Annotated in this window: 17 protein-coding genes; 7 read left to right on the top strand and 10 right to left on the bottom strand. The window is 61.6% G+C overall.

The features are described from left to right. Positions 1-60: 60 nt before the first annotated feature. Complete coding sequence (locus AC1DXO_RS02880; protein WP_476976576.1) at positions 61-816, top strand: glycine zipper 2TM domain-containing protein; 756 nt, start codon at positions 61-63, stop codon at positions 814-816. Positions 817-1086: 270 nt separating this feature from the next. Here AC1DXO_RS02880 and AC1DXO_RS02885 read toward each other — a convergent pair whose 3' ends face one another. Further along, positions 1087-1470 carry a hypothetical protein gene (locus AC1DXO_RS02885; RefSeq protein ID WP_476976577.1) on the bottom strand — a complete coding sequence of 128 codons (384 nt, stop codon included), beginning with the start codon at positions 1468-1470 and terminating at the stop codon, positions 1087-1089. Further along, positions 1467-2459: an NAD(P)H-quinone oxidoreductase gene (locus AC1DXO_RS02890; RefSeq protein ID WP_476976578.1), complete on the bottom strand. Its 993-nt coding sequence runs from the start codon at positions 2457-2459 to the stop codon at positions 1467-1469. Before AC1DXO_RS02890 ends, AC1DXO_RS02885 begins: the two co-directional genes overlap by 4 nt. A gap of 119 nt (positions 2460-2578) precedes the next feature. Between AC1DXO_RS02890 and AC1DXO_RS02895 the strand changes: the two genes are divergently transcribed. The 5 genes from AC1DXO_RS02895 (at position 2579) to hisN (ending at position 6829) form a co-directional block, all read left to right on the top strand. Further along, positions 2579-2800: a DUF1192 domain-containing protein gene (locus AC1DXO_RS02895; protein WP_476976579.1), complete on the top strand. Its 222-nt coding sequence runs from the start codon at positions 2579-2581 to the stop codon at positions 2798-2800. 146 nt (positions 2801-2946) lie between these two features. Next, on the top strand, positions 2947-3462 hold the full coding sequence (gene rcdA, locus AC1DXO_RS02900; RefSeq protein WP_476976580.1) for a protease adaptor protein RcdA: 516 nt from the start codon (positions 2947-2949) through the stop codon (positions 3460-3462). A 430-nt stretch (positions 3463-3892) separates the two neighbouring features. Next, positions 3893-5266 (top strand): hypothetical protein, encoded by a 1374-nt coding sequence (locus AC1DXO_RS02905; protein ID WP_476976581.1) that lies wholly within the window; start codon positions 3893-3895, stop codon positions 5264-5266. A gap of 194 nt (positions 5267-5460) precedes the next feature. Beyond that, the gene (locus AC1DXO_RS02910; RefSeq protein WP_476976582.1) at positions 5461-5844 is read left to right on the top strand and encodes a helix-turn-helix domain-containing protein; all 384 of its coding nucleotides are present in this window, start codon (positions 5461-5463) and stop codon (positions 5842-5844) included. A gap of 175 nt (positions 5845-6019) precedes the next feature. Beyond that, on the top strand, positions 6020-6829 hold the full coding sequence (hisN, locus tag AC1DXO_RS02915; protein WP_476976583.1) for a histidinol-phosphatase: 810 nt from the start codon (positions 6020-6022) through the stop codon (positions 6827-6829). Between the two features lie 56 nt (positions 6830-6885). Here hisN and AC1DXO_RS02920 read toward each other — a convergent pair whose 3' ends face one another. The 7 genes from AC1DXO_RS02920 to pdxR form a co-directional block, all read right to left on the bottom strand. After that, positions 6886-8037, bottom strand: a complete 1152-nt coding sequence (locus AC1DXO_RS02920) for an alpha/beta hydrolase (RefSeq protein ID WP_476976584.1) — start codon at positions 8035-8037, stop codon at positions 6886-6888. Next, positions 8034-8963 (bottom strand): class I SAM-dependent methyltransferase, encoded by a 930-nt coding sequence (locus tag AC1DXO_RS02925; protein ID WP_476976585.1) that lies wholly within the window; start codon positions 8961-8963, stop codon positions 8034-8036. Before AC1DXO_RS02925 ends, AC1DXO_RS02920 begins: the two co-directional genes overlap by 4 nt. A gap of 131 nt (positions 8964-9094) precedes the next feature. Further along, positions 9095-9580 (bottom strand): bacterioferritin, encoded by a 486-nt coding sequence (gene bfr, locus AC1DXO_RS02930; RefSeq protein ID WP_476976586.1) that lies wholly within the window; start codon positions 9578-9580, stop codon positions 9095-9097. A 131-nt stretch (positions 9581-9711) separates the two neighbouring features. After that, a complete protein-coding gene (locus AC1DXO_RS02935) occupies positions 9712-9897 on the bottom strand; it encodes a (2Fe-2S)-binding protein (RefSeq protein ID WP_476976587.1) in 186 nt (61 codons plus the stop codon). 211 nt (positions 9898-10108) lie between these two features. Further along, positions 10109-12628: a sensor histidine kinase gene (locus AC1DXO_RS02940; RefSeq protein WP_476976588.1), complete on the bottom strand. Its 2520-nt coding sequence runs from the start codon at positions 12626-12628 to the stop codon at positions 10109-10111. Positions 12629-12992: 364 nt separating this feature from the next. Continuing rightward, positions 12993-13562, bottom strand: a complete 570-nt coding sequence (locus AC1DXO_RS02945) for a response regulator (protein ID WP_476976589.1) — start codon at positions 13560-13562, stop codon at positions 12993-12995. A 321-nt stretch (positions 13563-13883) separates the two neighbouring features. Beyond that, positions 13884-15356 (bottom strand): MocR-like pyridoxine biosynthesis transcription factor PdxR, encoded by a 1473-nt coding sequence (gene pdxR / locus AC1DXO_RS02950; protein WP_476976590.1) that lies wholly within the window; start codon positions 15354-15356, stop codon positions 13884-13886. A gap of 86 nt (positions 15357-15442) precedes the next feature. Here pdxR and AC1DXO_RS02955 point away from each other — a divergent pair, with 86 nt between their 5' ends. Next, positions 15443-16381: a helix-turn-helix domain-containing protein gene (locus AC1DXO_RS02955; protein WP_476976591.1), complete on the top strand. Its 939-nt coding sequence runs from the start codon at positions 15443-15445 to the stop codon at positions 16379-16381. Here the strand turns inward: AC1DXO_RS02955 and AC1DXO_RS02960 are convergent. Then, a complete protein-coding gene (locus tag AC1DXO_RS02960; RefSeq protein ID WP_476976592.1) occupies positions 16284-16757 on the bottom strand; it encodes a hypothetical protein in 474 nt (157 codons plus the stop codon). The two genes, AC1DXO_RS02955 and AC1DXO_RS02960, sit on opposite strands and share 98 nt — an antisense overlap. Positions 16758-16976 lie beyond the last annotated feature (219 nt).

Raw genomic sequence — 16976 nt, forward strand, 5'->3', positions numbered from 1 at the left:
CGGGTAGGGCTAAGATATCGGCAATGGGCGGGTGAATCTGTCTGCCTGAGGAGTTTTGCCATGATTACCAAGACTATGAAACTGGCGGCCGCGGCCGCTTCCGTACTGATGCTGGGCGCGCCGGTCGCGGCTCTGGCTCAGAACACATCCGAATCCTACGATGGCTACTGCTACGCCAAGAAGAACAACGCCAAGACGACGGGCACCGTCGTCGGCGCCGTTGCCGGCGGTGCGCTGGGCAGCCAGGTGTCGAAGAATGAAAAGGGCCTGGGCGCCATTGTCGGCGCGGTCGCCGGCGGTGTCTTAGGGCGCACCATCGCGTCTTCCACCGTCAAATGTCTGAACGGCGAATATTATTCCTACCAAGCGAGCAGCTATACACCGGAAGCGCCGCCGGAAGGCTATGACGTCGTCTATTACAAGCAACGCCCCAGCACCAATGCCTATTCCGTCGTCTATTACGACACGGCACGCCATACCTCGCCGAACTACGCCTATAACGGCAATGGCAATAACTATGGCCAACCCTACGACGGCAATGGCTACAATAACGGTAGCAGCTATAACAACGGGACCAGCTATAACAACGGCCAACAGGCCTATAACTCAGGCACGCAAGGCTGGAAGGACAATAATGGCAACTGGCACACCGGCCGCCCTGTTGCCCTGGGCTGGAAAGATAGCCAGGGGCGCTGGCACGAGGGCCAGATCGTCTCCTATGGCTACAAGGACACCCGCGGTTCGTGGCACGAAGAGACCGCGCCCAGCTACGGCTACAACACCAATAACGGCTATCGCAACGGCGGCAACAACTAGACAGGTTGACGCCACGATTGAAAATGCCTCCCGGTGCACGCCGGGAGGCATTTTCATGTGCGCGACAGGTGGTCGCCCTTGCCGAGCGCGATGAGTCAACGTCATCGCAGCTTGGTACTAAACTCTGACCTCACTTTGACCTGCCGCCATCAGGAGGTTTATTTGTCGGTAAGTCATAGGGGGAAGACATGTTCGGCTGGGTTAAAAAGAAACCGTCTGCGCCGCAAACCGCCACACCTAAATACTGGCCCGTGTAGTGCGGCCGGAATTTTAGACATCGACATAGATCAACTTGGCGCTCCAGCTGATGGCGCTGACCTTGCCGTTCTCAACAAAGACGAACACGTCGCCATCATACATGAATCGCCGTATGCGAAAGATCTCGGCCAGATCGCCAGGACGGCAGGCCACGGTCTCCGCGACATAGCGCTCGCAGCCGAAGACACCGTCGTCGCGCAGTCCCATCTCCAACAGGACCTGTTTCGCGTGCTCAAGGCTATCGCCGACGCGCACGCCAAAATTTGAGCCGGTATCGATATAGCCGTGGTAGACGCTATTCGTACCAAGCGGAATCGGGAAGGTCGTTTCCGCCGAAGCCGGCGCCGGCAACGATGCAAGAACGCCAAGCAACAAGAGCCCTTGTTTCAACTTCACCGCGCCACCTCCAACACCACCTTGCCGCAATGGCTGCCGTCCATCCAGGCATGGGCCCTGGCCGCGTCGGCGAAGGCAAACACCTCCGCCAGGACGGGCTTGATCAGCCCCTGTTCGATCAGCGGCCAGACGCGTTCGTGGACCTTGGCTGTCAGGCGCGCCTTTTCATCGGCCGAGCGCGGGCGCAACATCGAGCCCGTAATCACCGCCTGCTTCTGCATGATCCGGCGCAGATCCAGCTCGACCACCGCCGAGCGGCCATTGCCGACCTGGACCATCCGGCCCTTCATGTTGAGGCACAGGAGGTTTTTCGCCACGAAGTCGCCGGCGACGATATCGAGCACGACGTCGGCGCCGCCAAAAGTCTTCACCGCCTCGACGAAGTCCTCGTTCGCTTCGGTGTCGATGACCAGGTCTGCGCCCAGTCCTCTGGCAAAGGCGCATTTGTCCGCCCCGCGCGCCGTGGCGATGACCTTGGCGCCGAACGCCTTGCCCATCTGGATGGTCATGGCGCCGATGCCGGAATTGCCGCCGTGGACCAGAACGGTTTCGCCGGCCTGCAGGGCACCGTGCTCCATCAGGTTGGCGTAAACCGTGAGGGCCGCCTCCGGCAGGGACGCCGCTTGCGCCAAGCTCCAGCCTTTCGGCACCGGCAATAGATGGCGCAGGTCGACGGCGACAAATTCGGCATAGCCGCCGCCATTGACCAGGGCACAGACCTCGTCGCCGACCTGCCAGGCTACATCGTCGCCCGATTCCGCCAGGGGGTTGATCGTCTCGATCCGCCCCGACACCTCGAGCCCCAGGCCAGGCGCTGCGCCCGGCGGTGGCGGGTACAGGCCACGCCTTTGCAGGACGTCGGGGCGGTTCACCCCGGCATAGCTGGTTCGTATCAGCACATGACCGCGTCCCGTTTCGGGGCGCGGCGCATCATCGGCGAACAGGCAGGACGGATCGGCGCCGTCACCGCGAATGGAAATGACTTTCATGACCACGACCTCGAGGTGATTCTTTTTTCTTGATGTCTTCGCGTAAGAGGCGTTTCATCATTCTATTAACAATGGCCGGAAATGCCACCTTGTCCAGGACATAAACAGGAAGGTTTCCGATGATAGATGACGATCTGCCGCTGTCTCTGCGGCCCGGTCCGGCGGGCTCGGCCGCCTTGACCAGCCTTGTTCACGAAGACTTGACCCCGTACAGCGTCGAGGACCTCAACCAGCGTATCTCCATACTGGAATCCGAGGTCGTCCGTGTGCGCGAAGCCCTCGAACGCAAAAAAAACCGCTTATCCGAGGCTTCGGCTTTATTCTCTTTTAAGGGTAGTTAAGACTTAATAACCAAATGTGGGTTAACCGGCATGGCACAGGCGTTGCAGGCACCCCGCTTGAGGTTATGGTATGGCACGCGCCGGGCAACTGGCGGCACAGCGGGTCAGAACAGACCGCTAAATGATCAGCATAAGGCTTAAGTAATATGTCCGACAGCACCGCCCCCGCCCTGAATATGCGCCTGCACGTTGTGCGCGACTTCGCGTCTTCCGACCTGTTCGACCGCACCTTCAAGGAGGGCATGGCCCTGGTCGAAGAAACAGCTGCCTATCTGGATGGCGACGGACGCCGCGACTCGCGCCTGTTGTCGCGCGAAGACGCCCTGTTGTACGCTGGCGAAAGCATGCGCCTGACCACCCGTCTGATGCAGATCGCCTCGTGGCTGCTGGTCCAGCGCGCGGTCCGCGAAGGCGACATGGACGCATCCGACGCCTGTGACGACAAGTACCGCATCTCGCCCCTGACTGTCGACGCCATGGCTTCGCCGCAAGTCCTGCCAGGCGGCCTGCTCAGCCTGCTGGATCGTTCGAACCGTCTGTACGACCGGATCTCGCATATGGACAAGCGCATGTTCATCGACGCAGAATCCGACAAGGTGACGGTCAACGCGGTCATGAGCCAGCACCAGATGTTGCAATCGGCCTTTGGCATCGAACTCTGAGCAATACCTCAAATACGAATTCAAAAAGGGCGGCCTTCATCATGAGGGCCGCCTTTTTTGATGTCATTTTCGCCACAGAGTTAACCAAATGACAGCGCTGTCGTGACGATCTGTCGCATTTAACTTGTTACCCATTTCGCAGGCGCGTAAAATACAGTTGCGGACAAGTCTCCACATGGAGGTGCAACGGCATGAACATGCCAAACCCTGTTCCGCCAGCGACGACGCCTGCCAGGCATGTCAAGCCAGGGCGTTGGCTACTGACGGTACGCAAAGATCCAGACCCGCCAGACCATCTGGCCTTTTCACCGCCCGGATCGCTATTTTCTTTTTCCAGCCATACCCATACGACAGGAGAAATCGCCAAGACACCTGATCTCGGATTCCCCCCGCTCGCATTCGTATCGACGTTTGATCAAAGGGGGACAAGATGTTGAACTACAGTGTCAATGTCATTACCAGCTATATCCGTAACTTTACCGACGGCACCCTGTGGAGCCTGAAACGCCTGAACGACGAGGGCGAAAGCCATAAGCCGCTCTACCGCGTCGAAACCTCCAACTTCCTCCAGGTCCTGCCCGCCGACACCCGGCCCAATACGCTCGAAGACTACCGCGCCTTAACCAACGATCCCGAGCTCTGGGCGGCCTTCGAAGCCGCCCGGCTCGAGCCGTGCTTCCAGCATGTGCCTGATTTTCATCCCTTCGAAATCCACGCCGCCAATGACCACGACGCCATGCGTTACGGTGAAGACGCCGTCTCGCCGCTGGGCATCGTCAACCTGTCGCTGGACCGTATCGCCCACCGCTTTCCGGGCGGCGAAGGCCTGCCGGCGGATAATGACGTGCGCGACCTGATCACCGCCCAGACCCATGTCTTCCACTTCAACTACGCCAATCTGAACATCCGCCGGTTGGCCAATGTCCGCAGTTTCATGCGGATCACCCAGGGGCTTCAGGTCCTGTGGACGGTGTGGTTCCTCGAACTGTGTGTCGGCGACGGCGCCTTCCGCCCGCTGCACGCCGCCCTGGCGGTTGCCGGCGTCAATCCCGGCGGCGCCAACCCCGTCCTGGCCGTGCTCAGCAACCCAGTCAGTTTCGCAGTATTGACCGCGCTGCTCTATTTCGGCCTGTTCCGCCTGGCGCGCTATGTCCATGGCCTGCAACGCCAGCGCTTCGCCGCCTTTACACGCGCCTCGGCGGCAACCGTCAGCCGCTCGGTCATCTCGCGCCAGGACAACCTGGTTTACCTGACCCGCGCCATGCTGGAAGAGATCGATCGCGGCAAGGAAGCGGCCTGGGACGGCAATACGCTCAAGACCTGGGCCGGCGAGACGCAGAAATGGGCCAAGATGGTCTTCTGGTGCGACCAGCGCATCGAGGCAAATGAAGAGCATCTGCGCATGCACATGAAGCTGGCCGGCCTGGCCTATAGTGGAGTACGCAGCGAAGCTCGCTTCCGCGCCCTGCTGCTGATCAGCGGCCACCTCACCCTGGGTGCCGTTGTCGCCATCGCGGTGTGGATCGCCGGCGGCTTGATGGGCCTGCATGCCAACTGGCCGACGGCCCTGGGTGTCGGTGCCTATGTGGCTGCGACACTCTGCTTCGTGGCCATGCTGCTGGGCCTGCACAGCCTGGTCAAGTACGACGAAGCGCCACAAAGCCTGAACGACATCGTGCAGTGGGCCTCGACCCGGGCCATGAAGGGCTATCGCGACAACGCCCTGTATCGCGAAGTGGCCGAATTCATGACACGCGACAAACGCCGCCTGCTGCGCGAAGAAGAAAAGCGCCGCGCCGCTTAAGGTACGGTTGTTATGGCTCCGGGTTCGCCTTTCCTTGCCGCGCAAGGGAAGGCGAAGCCAATTATGGCGCTTACCCCCTTACAGGCGACTTGCAGATAACCTTGCTACGCCTTTGGCATGAGTTGTGAACCCAACAAGGCGAGCCGTCCCGTTATGGAACGTCGCGCCACACGAAACTTAGGGGTTTAGAAACCATGGCCACCGATATCGATCTTCACCTGGGCAAGCGTCTTCGTCGTCGCCGTCGCCTTCTCGGCCTCACGCAGCAGCAGCTGGCTCTGGCCGTCGGCATCCGCTTCCAGCAGATCCAGAAATACGAGTGCGGCGCCAACCGCATCTCCGCCGCCCGCCTGTTCCAACTCGCCAAGGCGCTGGAAACCCCGATCAACTATTTCTACGACGGCCTGACCGACGAGAAGACCGAAGTCGCCACCGTCAACAACGAAGGCATCGAAGTGTTCTCACGCAAGGAAACGCTCGACCTGATCCAGGCCTATTACCGCCTGTCCGAACGCCCGCGCCGCCGCCTGCTCGACCTGGCCAAGTCGCTGAACGGCGAAAACGAGCAAGCAGCCTAAGTCAAAGCGCGAGCGCTTCGCCTCAGGCTTTTTGCGTAAGAGATACCTCGCAACAGCTCGGGCGCGCCGTCGCGCTTGCCAAACGCCTAAGCGTTTGGAATTCTTTGGCCTTGTTCCCCGAAAAAGAAACGTGTGACGACTGGACCCGCCTGGCCTGACAGGCTATGCGGGTCCCATGTCCAGCACGCCCGATTTTTACCACCTCGAAGCGTTCGCGCTCGATCTGGCCGCAGCCGCCGGCGCCGTCGCCCTGCCGCTGTTCCGCACCAGCCTTGGCACCGACAACAAGCTGGCCCACCTGTCCCGCTTCGATCCGGTGACGGAAGCCGATAAGGGCGCCGAACGCGCCATCCGCGCCCTGATCAATCGCCATTTCCCCGATCACGGCATTATCGGCGAAGAATATGGTGAAGAAAACGCCGACGCCGAATATGTCTGGGTCCTCGATCCCGTCGATGGCACGCGCGCCTTTATCTCCGGCCTGCCCCTGTGGACGACCCTGATCGGCCTGCGTTATCGCGGCCGCTCGACCTTGGGCGTCATAGCCCAGCCGTTCCTGCAGGAAGTTTTTCTCGGCTCGCCGCTCGGTTCGCGCCTGATCACGCCGTCGGGCGATAGGCCTTTGCGCGTCCGCGCCTGTTCAGGCCTGTCCGATGCTGTCATCGGCACCACCGATCCCAACCTCTTCCCCGGTGAAGAAGGTATTGCCTATAACAGCCTGCGCGATGCCGTAAAGCTGGCGCGCTATGGCTGCGACGCCTATGCCTTCGCCATGGTCGCGCTCGGCACCATGGATATCGCGCTGGAAACCGGCCTGAAGACCTGGGATATCGAAGCCATCATCCCGGTCATCGAAAATGCCGGCGGCGTGGTCACCGACTGGCGCGGCGAGCCCGTGCCCGACACGGCCGGGCAGGTGATTGCGGCCAGTTCGCGCGAATTGATCGACGCCGCGCTGGAGCATCTGCGCCCCGCGGCAATCTGATTACGGCAGGACCGTCCCGGCCAGGACCAGGATGGCGATTAAGAGGCGATGGCCTCTCATGCGCTCTTCTGGTCTTCTTCGGTTGCGGTGGATACCGGTGCCTCTTCCGGCAGGCCATCTTCGCCGGCAACAGGCGTATCTTCGACCTGGTCGTCGCCAGCCTCCTCGAACCTGTCGCCGATCGAATCCGCGACCACGGCGCGGGTTTCGACGCGCACCTGGCCGGCAATACCGCGCGGCGCCACGAAATCGAGCAATTCGTCGAGTTGCGCCATGACCTGGTTGCGGTAGTCGTCGGACTCGATCAGCAGCTCGTGCTCCGCACCCGGAATTTCGACATACTGGCCCTTGAACAGCTTCTTGGCGAAGACCTTGGACGGCTGCTTGTTGATCAGCCGATCGTCGCCCGAACAGACGATGGTGACCGGCGTCTTCAGCTTCTTCAGCACCTTGCCCTTATCTCTAAGCAGGGTTTCACCGATCTTCAAGGCAAACGACAACCAACCCCAGGTCGGTGTGCCGACCGCCAGGTGCGGACAGGCGAACAACTGCTCGCGCCAGGTTTCGTAACGCCCGCGATCGTGAGTCAGGGCGTCGTTCTCGAAGGTGTGCTCGAATGGATCGTCGAAGATTTCCGGCACATAGTCCGTACCGCGGCCATGATTGACCTGCCAGTTGGTCTGGAAATTGACCGTCCACAAAGAATGCCGGCCCGTCTTCATGCGCAGCATCGGATTGCTGAAGAAGGCGCCGGAGATGCGCGGCTCGCCCTTGACCAGGGTGGCCAGGTTCAGGGCCGCGCCCATGGAATGGCCCAGCATGATCCACGGCTTGGGCGCCCGGTCTTCGAAGGCGTCCAGCAGGCGCTGATAATCGTCGAGGAATTCCTCGGTCGAACGGGCATGGCATTTCAGCCGGTCCGGCAGCAAACGCGCCGACAGGCCCTGGCCGCGCCAGTCATGGGCGACGACACACAGATCGCGCGCCAGCAGGTCGCGGATGGTCTCGTAATATTTTTCGATCGGCTCGGACCGGCCCGGCGAAATAAACACCGTCCCGCGAGCCGGGCGCTTCGGCTCCCAGAAACCCAGGCGCAGGCGCAGGCCACCGGCGCCACGAAACCATTCACCCGACCCGCCTTCGGGCACGCGCGACTCCGGGATCGACATCAAGGGTGCATTGGCAGACAGGGCGGCAATTCGGCTCATTGCGGCTTCCTGAATTTCAAGGTCATGCGATCGCTCTCCCCTATGGACTCATACAAGGCGCCGTCAAACTCCGGATTGGGCGCATCGCCGCGTTTGGCGGTCTGCCGGTACGGCGGTAATGTCCATACTCCGAAAGGATGATCCTTGTCATCCTTCGGATTGGCATTGATCTCGCTGCCCTGGACAAATTGAAACCCGACCTCGGCCGCCAGTTGCTTGACAAAGGGCTCCTGGACATAGCCGTTGGCCGCTGCCGGGTCCTGGGCGCTGCCGATATCGGCGCGGTGCTGCTCGACGCCCAGCACACCGCCGGGCTTCAGGGCGGCAAAGGCGTCGGTAAAGGCCTTCTCGGCGATTCCACGCGCCATCCACTCCTGGATGACCAGCAGCATCAGCACGCAGTCCGCCGACCCGGCCGGTACCAGAGGGCCGCTGTCGGGGCCGAAAACACTGTAGGCGACCGCGCCATACAGCTTCTTGTTACTCGAAAAATGTTCCTGGTATTTCTGATTGGCCTGAAGCTGGGCGCCCTGCGGCCCGCCGAACAGCGCCGCGACATAATGGCCCTTGCCATGCGTCAGGTACGGCGCCAGCACCTCGGTCATATAGCCTGTGGCACCCGGCCACATATCGATCACGGTCTGCTTCGGCCGAATCTCGAAGAATTTGAGCAGCCCCAGGGGATGGCGGTATCGGTCGCGCGATTTGTCAACGCTGTTGCGCCAGCCTCCGCTAACCGCCCATTCCGCCGTGCCGTCCTGACGGGCCAGCTTGGGATCGACAACCTCATCGCCTTCGGTACCGTCGGCAATGATCTGGTTTTCGTCCCGCTGACGCCGGCCGCAACCCGTCAATCCGGTAAGCAGCGTGCTGCTTCCCAGCGCGAGCCCCGCGCCCATCATGCCTCTGCGATCGATGACAGCCAAAATAAATTCCACACACACCAGATCAGATCCGGCGATCTCGTCCGGTCACGGTGCAAATTATGTGCTTCGTGGCAAAAGGTCAAAGAACATTAAGTATTAATTTGCGGAAGAGAATATTTCTGGCCGCCCGCTCAGCCCTCGCCTTCGATTTCCTTCATCGCGCTTTGGATGTAATTGGCCTCGCCCATCAGCTTGATCAGGCCGAGCTGTGTTTCCAGAAAATCGATATGGTGCTCGGTATCTTCGAGGATTCGGCGCAGCAGTTCGCGACTGACATAGTCCTTGTGGTCATCGCAATATTTGACACCGTCGACCAGAGTGGCGTGCCCGCCCGTCTCGACGCCCAGATCTGCCTGCAGACACTCGGTAATGGTTTCACCGATGCGCAGCTTGTGCAGGTCCTGAAGATTGGGCAGGCCGTCGAGGAACAGGACCCGCTTGATCAGCAGGTCGGCGTGCTTCATCTCCTCGATCGATTCCTTGTAGACGATGCGGCCCAGGTGATGCAGGCCCCAGTTCTCGATCATGCGCGCGTGCAGGAAATATTGATTAACTGCCGTCAGCTCATTGGTGAGCACCCGGTTGAGCAGTTTGATAACTTCGGGCTGACCCTTCATGGCGCAATCTCCAGAGATGATTTGCGCCGCACCATAATCCCGTCACTTCACCGTGTGAAGCGATTTTTACACATTAAAACAAAAACTTATGCGAATGAAAATGAGATTGAATCGCGGCCTGCGAATGCGTTTTATTCCGCCGCCATGCTGAGCGCCGTATTGGCCTCGTCAATCATTTCGCGGATTTCGCAAACGCACTTGGCGCATTGAGGACGGCAGCCGGCGTGGTCGAAGACCTGCCTGGGGGTAGAAGCGCCTGAGGAAATGGCGAGGCGGGCGTCGCGCTCACGGATGGCGTTGCAGTTACAGATGTACACGAAAAGGCCTACATATTGGTGCGAATGCCTCTCAATTAGCATGACCCAGAGTCTAATGCAAGTCATTCTCACTAAAATCCAAACCCGCTTGGTCCTGGATCGCGCATCTGAAGTGAACCGTTTGCCTCTCTGACTTCCGGAATCATGACCGAATGGCGCCACGTCCGGCTCAGACGGGGGGTGACGCCTCCGAAGCACATCACGGTCGTGTTCAGGCCGCGGCCGAGTCCGGGCGGATTTCGTCGGTATCCACGGCTGCGTCCGCGTGATGGTCCGGCTGTTGGACCGACTGCCGAATCGGCAGGATGACATTGACCGTCGTGCCGCTGCCTTCGACGCTGTCGATATCCATGTGGCCGTGGTGCATCTCGACCAGCGACTTGGTCAGGGCCAGGCCGAGGCCCGTACCTTCCTTGGTCTTGGAGAACTGATTCTCGATCTGCTCGAACGGGCGCGCCAGGCGTTCCAGATCGCGCTGTGCGATGCCGATGCCGGTATCGGCGACTGCGATATGGATATTGTCCTCGGTCATCGCCGCCGACACCGTCACCGTGCCATTCTGCGGCGTAAACTTGATCGCATTGGTCAGCAGGTTGAGCAGTATCTGTTTCAGGGCGCGGAAATCGGCCTCGATCTCGGGCAATTGCGGCAGGTGGACGCGGATTTTCAGCCCGGCCTTTTCAGCCCGCTGGCGTACCAGGCGCACTGTGTCCTCAACGACCTCGTCGAGGACAACCGGTTCGAAGCGCAGGCTCATCTTGCCAGCCTCGATCTTCGACATGTCGAGTATGTCGTTGATCAGGGACAACAGATGCTGGCCCGAGCTCAGGATATCGCCGGAATATTCCTTGTAGCGCGGGTGGCCCAGCGGCCCGAACATTTCCGATGCCATGATTTCCGAGAAGCCGTTGATCGCGTTGAGCGGCGTGCGCAACTCATGGCTCATATTGGCAAGGAATTCGCTCTTGGCATGGTTGGCGGCCTCGGCGCGGATCTTGGCCATCTCGTACTTGCGCGCCAGGACCATCTGCTGCTGGCGGCTCTGTTCCAGCTTCTCGACCAGGGCCTGAAGATCTTCCTCGTTCTTGCGGCGGAACTCCTCCTGGACCTTGACGGCCGTAATGTCGGCGCAGGTCAGGACGCGGCCGCCTTCCGCCGTACGGCTTTCCGAGATCTGGATCCAGCGGCCGTTGTTCAACTCGGCCTCGATGACGCCGTTGCGCGCATCCGGCGCCGGCTGCTGGCGGCGGATGGCGATCTGCATCACCTGGTCGATCAGTTCGCGCGGCGTGCCGACGCGCAGGAAGCGTTCGTCGATGCTGAAGGTGGCGCCGAATGTCGTGTTCCACATCAGCAGGCGGTGGCGGCGATCCCACAGGACAAAGGCGTCGGAGACCGAATTGATGGCGTCGAGCAGGCGGGCCTCGGCGCGTTGCGCCCGCAACTGGGCGATGCGCTCCTCGCTGACGTCAAGGGCCACACCGCTGAGGCGCATGAAACCCAGAGGGGTTTTCGCCCCCACCGACTGACCGCGCATGTCGATCCAGATCGACTGTCCGGTGGCACTGGGGACACGGAAGGAAACGTCGAAGGCGCCCTTGAAGCGCGCCGTGTCGAGCGCCTTCAGCACCTCGGCGCGTTGGTCCGGCGCAATGCGGTTCAGGACCTCGGCCGTCGAGGCGACGCCGCCGCCGCCCCAGCCCAGCATGACGCCGGTGACGTCGGACATGTAGATCAGGTCCTGTTCCAGGTCCCAGTCCCAGATACCGCAACGTGCCGCTTCCACCGCCAACCGGTAGCGCTGTTCATTGGCCTGGAACAGGCGCGTGTCTTCGCGGTTCTTGCGCGCCTGGAAGATCAGCAGCAGGCCGAACAGGGCGCCGATGAGCAATGGCCCACCGACGAAGATCACCCCCTTGATCAGGCTGCCCGACGGTGAGAAGAAGGGCTTGGTCGGCACGGCGGACAGGGCGACCATGTTGTCGTTCGAATCCTGGCCGACGGTAGGCGCCGAGGCAATCTTGTAAAAGCCGCCCTGGACGCGTGCGCCCTGGATCAGGTCGCGCGAGTCGGCACGGGAACGAAGCTGGCTGTAGGAAACATCAAGCGCCGACTTGATGTCCTGGCCGATCAGGTGCTCGTCGGAGGCGTCGAGGATGGTGCCGTCACCGCCGACCAGGACATTCAGCGCCTTGTCGCCGTCGGGCAGGCTGGTATCCAGGCGGGCGACCAGGGTGCCGCCGGTTGTGGCAAAGACCAGATAGGGGCGGGCAGACGAGGTCAGTCGCGAGCCCAGTGCCTGCAAACCGCCACTGGCGTGCGCGAGGTCCTGGGAAGCCCTTTGGGCGGCGCGCAGGACCAGATCGCTTTCATCCTCGCCACTGCGCGCCACGATAGCGCCATTGCGCACGACCGAGACGCTGAGAGCCGTGCGGTGGGACAGTTTCAGCCCCTCTTCGGCGGCGGCCAGGGGTTCGTCTGGATGCGCCGTCAGTTCGCTGCCGGCGGCTTCGAGTGCCGTGCGCACGGCATTGACATGCATGTCGACGCGGGCGGCGTTCAATTGCGCGGCGGCCAGCAAGACCTTGCCTTCGCTATCCTTGTCGGCCGACAGGCTGTTGCCCAGCTGCAGGGTCGACAAGCCCATGAACAGCACGAGGCCCAGGGTCAGACCCAGGGCGCCCAGGCGAATCCACAACGGCATGGCGGCGCCCACGGGGTAGGTCGCCATGGTCATGGCCGAGGCCTTGAGCACCTGCTTGAAGCTTTTGGACGGGGAGGCCCCGGACTCGGAGGCACCAGACGCGGGAGATTGGGCCCGGGACGCAGACGCACCGCTGGGTACCGCAGGTTTGCGAAGATTTTGACGCCCTGCCGCCACCTAATGTCCCGTCGTGATTCGCATTACTGTCGTGAGGGTAAACGTCTCGTTAAGCTATTGTCGAGAGTCTTAAGGTTTAATAAATCGTTCTGGCTAACGGCGCGTTTTTGCGGCGTGTTTTTGGCGCTGTTGCAAGATTGCGCCAAATCTCCGGCCCGCCTTCTGTCGCAGGTTGGCAGGGCAGGCGCCCTTCGTCTCTGATAGGCAGTAAAAACTAGCCGGCCGAAGTGTCATTGGGGTCGAACGGGTCGCCGGCGACCTTTTTCTTTTTGCCATGCATGGGTGGCTTGTGGTCTTCGCTCCAGCCTTCGCGGCGTTCCGGTCCGGCGTATTTTGGGTCGATCTTGCGGCGGCGGTCGGGGCCGAAATAGCCGCCGGTCTTGATATAGGGCCGCGGATAGTCGACGACGGCGACAACCTTGCGATGCAGTTCCAGGGCGGTGACCGGCTTGCAGCAAAATTCATTGGTGCCGGCGTCGCGGGCCGCCAGGACGCGCGAGCGTTCGGAGTGAGCGGTCAGCATGATAATCGGCACGTAGCGGTTCGGGCTGTCCGACGAGTTTCGCACCAGTTTGACGAACTCGACTCCGTCCAGAACTTCCATCTGATAGTCGGCGATGACGATGTCGATTGAATCGTGCTTCAGGCGGTGAAAGGCCTCGGTGGCGTCACGCGCCTCGAATATCTGCGTTGCGCCAAAACCGCGCAGGATGGTCTTGACGATATTGATCATGTGGGCGTTGTCGTCCACCACCATGAACCTGACTCGTTCAAGGCCTGCCAATCGTTATCTCCTGATCATTACGCGCAAAGGCCTTTGTATGGCCCGCAATTGTTGGCAGTTTCGCGGCATTTGGCTCAAAGCACTTCCCGACAAAGTGGACGCCACTTTTCGGATAAGAAGTGCGACAAAACAAAAACCTAGAGCATTTTTACCGATCAGTATGATCGGCAAAAGCTCTAGGATTGGTTAACAAACGTTAGCCCGTACTGGCCGTTCAGTGCTTTCCCGGCCAGTTCGGCGACATTCTTTGACAATTCAGGTGCCGCCAGGACCCTTTTTCAAAGCTTTTTGCATAGCTTCGCGATTAGCCCAGAGGCTCGCCTATCGCGCCACGGACTGCATCAAGGCAGCCAGGCGAACGATCCCCGGCTCAAGACGGTCGGCCGGCAGGCGACCGAACCCCAGGGCCAGGCCGTTCCGGGCCGTTTTCGGATCGGCGTAAAACCCGCCCAAAGACCACAGCCGCAAACCCTGGCGCGGACCCTCGATCTGGACCGTCATGCCCGAGATTTCCGGCTTCAACGCAACCGTCAGGTGGATGCCGCCTTCCGGGCTGATCGCGCCGATCCAGTCGCCGCACAGGTCGCGCAAGGCGCGCGTCACAATCTCTCGCTTGTGGGCATAGACCTTGTGCATCTTGCGGACATGGCGCGCCAAATGGCCTTCCGAGATAAACGCCGCCAGGGCGTCCTGCGGCACCTGCTGGCATTCCAGGTCGGCGATCTGCTTGGCGGCCAGCAAACTGGACGCGGCCCACGACGGCATGACGATAAAGCCCAGCCGCACCTCCGGAAACATGCTTTTCGAGAAGGTGCCGATGTAAAACACCGATTGGTCGCGGTCCAGGGTCTGCAGGGCGTCCAGCGGTTTGCCGGCATAGCGGAACTCGCCCTGGTAATCGTCCTCGAGAATGACGGCGCCGTGCGATCGGGCAAAATCCACCAACTGCATGCGCCGGCGCGCCGACATGGCGCAGCCCAGCGGAAACTGATGCGAAGGCGTCACGGAGATGATATCGACGTCGTCGGGGATTAAGTCGACGATCATGCCTTCGTCGTCGACCGGGACATGCACCAGCCGCGCGCCCGCCACCTGAAACGTCCGCCGGGCGGCAATATAGCACGGCTCCTCGACCGCCACCGTGGTCCTGCCCGGCGTCACCAGCACGCGCGACAGCAGGTCCATGGCCTGCTGGGTGCCGGCAGTTACCAGTATGTCCCCGGGGCCGCAGGCAATCGCGCGGGCAAACGACAGGTGGCGGGCAATGGCTTCGCGCAGGCCGGCGCGACCCTGGGCCTCCATATAGGCGCGCTCGCCCGGTTTGAACGCCCGCCCCGCCCGGGCGCACAGGCTGCGCCAGATGTCCATAGGGAAGTGGTGGGTGTCGGGGAAGCCGGGGTAGAAGTCGAAATCGATCGGCAGGCGGTGGCCGGGCCAGAAGCCCGCCGTCTGCCACAGGGGCCGGATATGGCGGTCGAGATGCGGCGAGCGTTCAGGTGTTTGCGGCGTGGGCGGGGTGGCGGCGGGCTGGAGGGTCAGGTGGCGGGTGACGAAGACGCCGACGCCGCGCCGGGATTCGATATAGCCTTCGACGCTCAGCCGGTCGTAGACGATGATCACGGTGTTGCGCGCCACGCCCAGGCTTTGCGCCAGTTCGCGCGTCGACGGCAGGCGCAGGCCCGCGGCCAGGCGGCCGTCGGCAATGGCACCGCGCAGGGTGCCGTAGAGACTGTGCGACAGGCCGCGCGACGGGACGTCGGAGAAGTCGATGGCGATCGGCAGGCGTGGTTCCATCAGATTTCGAATTCCTGGACCTTTAACAGGGCCACCCATAGGGATAATCCTTTATTTTGCTTGCCGCAACGGCCGGGTACAGTGCAGTGACGAAGAATTCTGGGATCAGGGATTCAGGGACGATTTTGGGGGATGTGCTGCGCGACTGGCGCCGCCATCGCGGCCTCAGCCAGATGGCCCTGGCGCTGGACTGCGGCATCTCGGCGCGCCATTTGAGTTTTATCGAGACCGGCCGTTCCCGGCCCAGCCGCGAGGTTGCCCTGCGTCTCAGCAACGGCCTCAACCTGTCGCCGCACGTCCGCGACCGACTGCTGCGGGCCGCCGGGCTGGCGCCGGAAATGCCGCAGCCCGTTCTGAATGTGCCGGCGCAGACAGTGATGGCGCAAACAAGTTTCGGGCAGGCTGGGGCCGGCCAAACGGGAATCGTCCAGACGGGGGTCGGGGGCGCCATGAGCGCGATCGAAGGTTTGCTGGCGGCCAGTGAGCCCTTTCCCGCCCTGGCCGTCGACCGCGCCTGGACCCTGGTGGCACGCAACGACGCCTTGTCAGCGGTAATCGGGGGGGTCGATGCCGACCTGTTGCGCCCGCCGGTCAATGTCCTGCGCCTGTACCTTCATCCGCGCGGCCTGGCTTCGCGCATCGTCAACCTGGCCCAATGGCGGGCCTATCTGCTCGACCGCCTGGCCGGCCAGATCGAACATGACGATGAACTGCTCCCGATCCTGAACGAGATTCGCGGCTATGGCGACAGCCAGCATGGCGGTAGCGGCGGCGCGACCGTGCCGCTGGTCCTGCAAGTCGACGGTGTGGCGCGAAACCTGCGTTTCCTAAACGCCACCACCGTCTTCGGCGGGCCTGGGATTGCCGGCGTCGAGCCCTTCGCAATGACCAGCTTCCTGCCGACGGACCCGTACACGCGGGCCTACCTCACGCGGTTTGCTTCAAGGCTTGACGCGTGGCCAGGGCGATGGTCAGCCCCACCAGGATCATGTGGGCGAACAGCGCCTTGGCCAGGGCCAGGTTGAGCACGGGCGGAACAGGCGGGTTGTGGCCCTGGGTGAAGTTCGACAGGGGGAGGACGATATAGGTCATGACGATGTACAGGCCGATGCCGTAGACGAGGCCGGCAGCGACGATATGGCGCGCCAGGACGGGTAAGAGACGGACCGCGAGATAGAAGACCGCAGCCATGACGGCAATGATGAAAAAGTGCAGGCCCAGCCCCAGCAGCATGGTCGGCACGCCTCCGCGAAAGGCCTCCTTGCCCAGTATGCCGGCGGCAATGGCCTGAGGGACCGAGGTCGGCCGGACACCTTTCAGGCTGGCCATGACGATAGCATAGACTATATCCAAAGTACCGGCAACCAATGTGCCAGTTATCATCCAGTATAAACGTTTCAACAGAACCTCCCAGGGGTGGATGTAAAATGCCGCCTTCGACGCGGCAGGCTCGCCTTTTGGGCGTAGTGGCGTGATGTCGCCGTCGGTAGAAATACTACCAACTTGTAATATTTGAAGGGTTGCGGGAAGGCGCGCCAACACCTTCCCGCGGTTTCATCCGGTCGCGGCAACCCGGAGTGGAAGCCTTGCCGGACAAAATGGCAAACTGTATTGGAGCCA

The organism is Asticcacaulis sp. P2_C5, from assembly GCF_056404555.1.

Coding starts and splice junctions, on each gene's coding strand:
- AC1DXO_RS02880 (WP_476976576.1), top strand. CDS start 61: ATGATTACCAAGACTATGAAACTGGCGGCCGCGGCCGCTTCCGTACTG.
- AC1DXO_RS02890 (WP_476976578.1), bottom strand. CDS start 2,459: ATGAAAGTCATTTCCATTCGCGGTGACGGCGCCGATCCGTCCTGCCTG.
- AC1DXO_RS02895 (WP_476976579.1), top strand. CDS start 2,579: ATGATAGATGACGATCTGCCGCTGTCTCTGCGGCCCGGTCCGGCGGGC.
- rcdA (WP_476976580.1), top strand. CDS start 2,947: ATGTCCGACAGCACCGCCCCCGCCCTGAATATGCGCCTGCACGTTGTG.
- AC1DXO_RS02905 (WP_476976581.1), top strand. CDS start 3,893: ATGTTGAACTACAGTGTCAATGTCATTACCAGCTATATCCGTAACTTT.
- AC1DXO_RS02910 (WP_476976582.1), top strand. CDS start 5,461: ATGGCCACCGATATCGATCTTCACCTGGGCAAGCGTCTTCGTCGTCGC.
- hisN (WP_476976583.1), top strand. CDS start 6,020: ATGTCCAGCACGCCCGATTTTTACCACCTCGAAGCGTTCGCGCTCGAT.
- AC1DXO_RS02920 (WP_476976584.1), bottom strand. CDS start 8,037: ATGAGCCGAATTGCCGCCCTGTCTGCCAATGCACCCTTGATGTCGATC.
- bfr (WP_476976586.1), bottom strand. CDS start 9,580: ATGAAGGGTCAGCCCGAAGTTATCAAACTGCTCAACCGGGTGCTCACC.
- AC1DXO_RS02940 (WP_476976588.1), bottom strand. CDS start 12,628: ATGGCGACCTACCCCGTGGGCGCCGCCATGCCGTTGTGGATTCGCCTG.
- pdxR (WP_476976590.1), bottom strand. CDS start 15,356: ATGGAACCACGCCTGCCGATCGCCATCGACTTCTCCGACGTCCCGTCG.